Origin of the sequence: Clostridium sp., from assembly GCF_017888565.1 — a bacterium.
Lineage (GTDB): Bacteria > Bacillota > Clostridia > Clostridiales > Clostridiaceae > Clostridium.
Window position 1 is genome coordinate 1 of record NZ_JAGHFX010000077.1, and the last position, 4,887, is coordinate 4,887.

The 4,887-nt window shown below is 27.6% G+C and carries 8 protein-coding genes; all 8 read left to right on the plus strand.

What is annotated here, in order from left to right; all coding sequences use genetic code 11:
• Positions 1–29 precede the first annotated feature (29 nt).
• Positions 30–188, plus strand: coding sequence for a hypothetical protein (locus J7M87_RS14805; RefSeq protein ID WP_172617220.1), 159 nt, complete (start codon positions 30–32; stop codon positions 186–188).
• A 6-nt stretch (positions 189–194) separates the two neighbouring features.
• Entirely contained in the window at positions 195–365 is a 171-nt protein-coding gene (locus tag J7M87_RS14810) for a hypothetical protein (RefSeq protein ID WP_291652024.1), read from the plus strand.
• Between the two features lie 21 nt (positions 366–386).
• The gene (locus J7M87_RS14815) at positions 387–1,193 is read left to right on the plus strand and encodes a conserved phage C-terminal domain-containing protein (RefSeq protein WP_142419070.1); all 807 of its coding nucleotides are present in this window, start codon (positions 387–389) and stop codon (positions 1,191–1,193) included.
• Positions 1,144–1,863 carry an ATP-binding protein gene (locus J7M87_RS14820; RefSeq protein WP_142419138.1) on the plus strand — a complete coding sequence of 240 codons (720 nt, stop codon included), beginning with the start codon at positions 1,144–1,146 and terminating at the stop codon, positions 1,861–1,863. The genes J7M87_RS14815 and J7M87_RS14820 overlap by 50 nt, the downstream gene beginning before the upstream one ends.
• A gap of 46 nt (positions 1,864–1,909) precedes the next feature.
• Positions 1,910–2,614, plus strand: coding sequence for a hypothetical protein (locus J7M87_RS14825; protein ID WP_291652029.1), 705 nt, complete (start codon positions 1,910–1,912; stop codon positions 2,612–2,614).
• A gap of 18 nt (positions 2,615–2,632) precedes the next feature.
• Complete coding sequence (locus tag J7M87_RS14830; protein ID WP_291652031.1) at positions 2,633–3,067, plus strand: hypothetical protein; 435 nt, start codon at positions 2,633–2,635, stop codon at positions 3,065–3,067.
• A gap of 93 nt (positions 3,068–3,160) precedes the next feature.
• On the plus strand, positions 3,161–4,192 hold the full coding sequence (locus J7M87_RS14835) for a nucleoid-associated protein (RefSeq protein WP_291652033.1): 1,032 nt from the start codon (positions 3,161–3,163) through the stop codon (positions 4,190–4,192).
• Positions 4,193–4,343: 151 nt separating this feature from the next.
• On the plus strand, positions 4,344–4,682 hold the full coding sequence (locus tag J7M87_RS14840; protein WP_291652035.1) for a GTP-binding protein: 339 nt from the start codon (positions 4,344–4,346) through the stop codon (positions 4,680–4,682).
• Positions 4,683–4,887: the final 205 nt, after the last annotated feature.

The window sequence follows — 4,887 nt, forward strand, 5'->3', positions numbered from 1 at the left end:
AGTAATCAATAAAGATTTAGGAGGAAGTAATGTATAGCTTAATACAAATAAGTATGATTATATTTCTAATGCTTTTATATGCCTTAATTGGAGCAGTTCTAGTAATGTCAATAATGGCTATTATAACTTATTTAAAGAGAGATAAGGCTTATTTTAGAAGGAAAATAGATAAGTTTATAAAGGAGTGATGGAATATGGGATTAATTTTAGATATGGTAGATAAAGTTGTTCCAAGGGTACAAGAGAGAGTAAGTAAAGGTGAAGAGCTTAGAAAAGTATTATATGAAGAATTAGAAAAAGAAATGGCTCATTACTCTACCGACCAAAGTAAGAGTTATGAGCACAACAAAATGTTCAATGATTAGTATATCAGAAAGGAATAAAAAATGATAGATGCAAATTATTATGCAATCATACCTGCAAATGTTAGGTATGATACGAAAATATCAGATAAAGCTAAATTGTTATATGGTGAAATAACAGCATTAGCTAATAAGGAAGGATATTGTTGGGCATCAAATGCATATTTTGCTGAGTTGTTTGGGGTTAATAAGAAAAGTATATCAAGAAACATTCAAGAATTAGTAGATAGAGGATATATAATTTCTAGAATTATTTACGAAGGAAAAATGATAAAAGAGAGACGTCTTTATATTAATAATCCAACAAATAATATTATTGGATGCACTGAAATAATTTCACCTATCCACAAAAAAGAGGATACCCCTATCTACAAAAAAGAGGATAGCCCTATCCACAAAATTGTGGAAGAGAATAATACAAGTATTAATAATACAAGTATTAATAATATATATAGTCAAATTATAGATTATTTAAATAAAAAAGTTGATACGAAGTATAGGAGTACAAGTAAAAAAACAAAAAGCTTAATTACTGCTAGATTAAATGAAGGGTTTACAAAAGAAGATTTTTACAAAGTTATAGATAATAAATCAAGTGAATGGTTAGGTACAAATATGCAGCAGTATTTAAGACCAGAAACATTATTTGGAACAAAATTTGAAGGATATCTAAATCAGAAGGCAGGGGTGATTAGTAATGGAGGAAACAACAGGATTCGAAGCATTGGACAGAATATTAAAAAGAGTCAGGAGTTCGAAGTTCCAAGAAAAAAATCAAGATATGGAGAACTTAACGAGGAAGATAGAAAAAGAGCAATGGAGCTCATATAATTGTGAGAAGTGTAAAGATACAACATGGATTTTAAATGAAGAAGGAAATGTAATAAAAAGATGTAAGTGTTATGAAATGATGAAGCTTAAGGAACAATGGTCTGAAAGTGGCTTGAAAACAGATGATTTAGATAAGACTTTCAAAACTTATGAACCATGGAATAACTTAACTAAGTATATGAAAAGTGTTACAACTAATTATTATTTAAGGTTTAAGAAGATAGAGAAAACTAAGCATAATTCAATTTTATTCTGTGGACAACCTGGATCTGGCAAGACACATTTAACTATTGCATTAGCTAATAATTTTATTGAAAAAGATGGGAAAAAAGTTATTTACATGCCTTATAGAGATGTTATTACTAAATTAAAGCAAAATATTACTGATAAGGAATATTATAAAAATTTAGTTGGTAAATACCAGCAGGCAGATATATTACTGATAGATGATCTATTTAAAGGCAAGGTTAATGAAACAGATATTAATATAATGTTTGAGATTGTAAACCATAGATATATTAATAAATTACCAATGATAGTTTCTACAGAATATTTTGTAGAAGATATATTAGCTTTTGATGAAGGGATTGGTAGTAGAATCTATGAAATGGCAAAAGATTTTATAGTTGAGGTCAAGGGAAAAGAAAACAATTATAGACTAAGAGGATAAAAAATGTCTTTTTATAGAAAAAAGTTATATGAGGAGGAAAAAGTAAATGATAGATTTAAATAAAATTGTAAATGAAACATTAGTGAACTTAGAGAAGGAAAAGTTTGTTGAAACTGTAGTTGAAAAAAGAATTAAACAAACTATAGAAAGTGTAATTGGAGATATATTTGATTCATGGAGCAGTTTTGGGAAAAGTCTTAAAAAGCATATAGAAGAAAATATGAATATTAATTTTGATAGCTTAGGATTAGAAGGATATAACCAATTAATATTAACAGTTATAAAAGAAAGGTTAGAGAGTACTATAAAAGTTAAAGGTTTAGAAAAAATAAAAGAATCAATAGACGAAATGCTTAGTGATGTTAAGTCAGAATATACTCTAACTGAAATAATAGAAAAGGCCAAGGAGGATACAGCTAAAGAAGATTACGAGCGTGATTATGATGAAAAAGTAAACCTAATAATAGAAAAGAGTTGTTATGGATATATTCATATCTATTTAGATAATAAAGATGAAAAGCCATATGGTAAATGGGATTATAGTTGTAGTTTAGCACTAGATAAAGAAGGTAAAGCATATAGTATAAAGCTTAATGGTAAAGAAATAGACAGTAAAAAGATAATGGATGGATTATACGGATTAGATAACATTTTATTTAAGATTTATGCTTCCGGTGCAAAAATAATTTTAGATCAAGGGGAAGAAGCAGATGATTATGAGGATGTTTTATATTATAGATTTGAGGATTAATAATTAAGGAGCAGGAATATGAATATTAAAAGAATAACAACACATCTTTTAAAGCTTTACAGAAGAAAAGAAAGAATACTGAAAGCTAAGTATGAAGATGGTTACTTGGTTACAGATGGATATATAATATTTTATTTAAAATCGAATGAAATGGAAATAAATCCGGAATTGATAAGGGATGATTCAAGATTAATAAATGAATGGAGTAAAGCGATAAAAAATTCTTATAGATTAGAGTATGAACTTTCACAAAAGAAATATGGGAAGATTACTGACAAATATTCTAATAAAGAATTTGGAATAAATGTTTATATTGCTGAAAATATGTTTCAGTTTTTCGATTTATATTCAATTGAATTGTATGGTAGAACTCCAGTATCGCCAGTAGCAGTAAAGAAAGGGGAAGAGATTATAGCAGCAATATGTCCTATAAGAATGATAGATGAATTTTAAAAACAATTGATAATAAGAGTAAAAACAAAAATAATTATATACTCATATTATCATATGAAAGTCAAATAAGAATATTTAGGGGGAATGTAAGTAATGGAATATATAAGTGATATTAATATACAAGAAGCGGTGATTCATGTTTTAGATTCAAATGGAGAAGAGCCTATATTAAATGAATACAAGTTAGAGCTTAATGAGGATACTTACGGATACTTATATAAGCACATAGAAAAGTCATTAAATGATGAAGAATTGAAATATGCAAAATTTAATGAAGAAAGAAATATAGTTAAGGAATTAGCACAAGATTATTTAACTGGAGAAGAAGAATTAATCAATGTATCTAAAGAAGTAGCAACTCAATTATTTATAATTATGAAAAGTAATATAGAAATACCTTCATGTGATTTAATAATGGTTTCTTTAATAACAGATCAAGGACCAATGATAGGAATACTTAAATTAGATTATAAAAAGAGTTTCATACATCACATAGATTTTATTGGAAATAAAGTAGGTGTTGATTTAGTGGCTCACTCGACTGGTTTACCAGCAAGTAGTCAGAAGATAGAGAAGGCCGCATTTATTAAACCTATTAAAGAAAATAGTAAATTTGATTTATTAGTATTAGATAAAAAGAAAAAGAAGGTTAATGACGATGAATATGGAGCTAATTACTGGCTAGATAACTTTTTAGGTTGCTTTCAAGTAGTAAATGAAAGAGATGAAACAAAAAATTTTATAAATCTAAGTGAAAGATGGATAAGACTAAATTATTCAGAGAATGCGGCAGAAGCAGAGAAGGTAAGAAGTGAAATAAGGAAGCATTTAGAAACAAAGGACACTATAAATATTAATGAGTTTGCTAAAAAAGTAATAAAAGAAGATGGATTTATAGATAACTTCAGAATGTTTATGCTCGCACATGTTGATGAGGAAATAAAAGTGGATAAAGTCTATGTAGAAAAGAAGATAAATAAAATCAAATTAAAAGTAGATAGTGATATAGAAATTACCATAAGTAAGGGAGCTTATGAGGATAAATCTAAATTCGATATAGTTGAGAAGGATGATGGAAGTATAGATCTGATAATCAAAAATGTAATTCATTATATAGAAAGATAATAGGTACATTTTATCGTAAGGAGTTTTAGTTGTGAAAGTGGTTATATGGTTAATAGCAGTACTATTTTATTGGGCATTGATATATGGAGCTACTAGAAATGATAAAGAAGAGTAATTTGGATTTATTACGAAGTAAAGGAGAAAAGAATTAATGAGTATAAAATTAAGTGAATTAAAGAATGATGATATGTTATTAGTTGGAGAAAATCTTGTAATTAGCAAAGAAGATTTTGTTAAAGAAATAAAGGAACACGAAGGGAAAGAAGTTTATACAACTACAGAATACAAAGCGAGTATTGACGCTAAAGATATGCTAGAGAGTGCAATAGAATGTGAAGCTTTTAATATGTATGAGGATTGGGAGTATGACGTATGGGATGATATAACAGAAGAAGATATAAACGAACTTCAAAATGTTATAGATAGGATATTAGGTGAAAGTAGAAATATTGCTTATATTGCTGATAATAAAGTAGAAATTGATATTTAGTTAATACGCAATTCAGAAATAATGCGTAATTATAGAAATATTACGAGTGGATCTTATATGGTCCACTCTATAGGAGGTATAGATATGAGAGATATTAAATTTAGAGCTTGGGATAAAAAAACTAAGAAAATGAGAACTGTAGAGAGTATAGGATTCGGAGAATTGAGTTATTACAATGAAGGTTATCCAGTAGTTAATATGATAG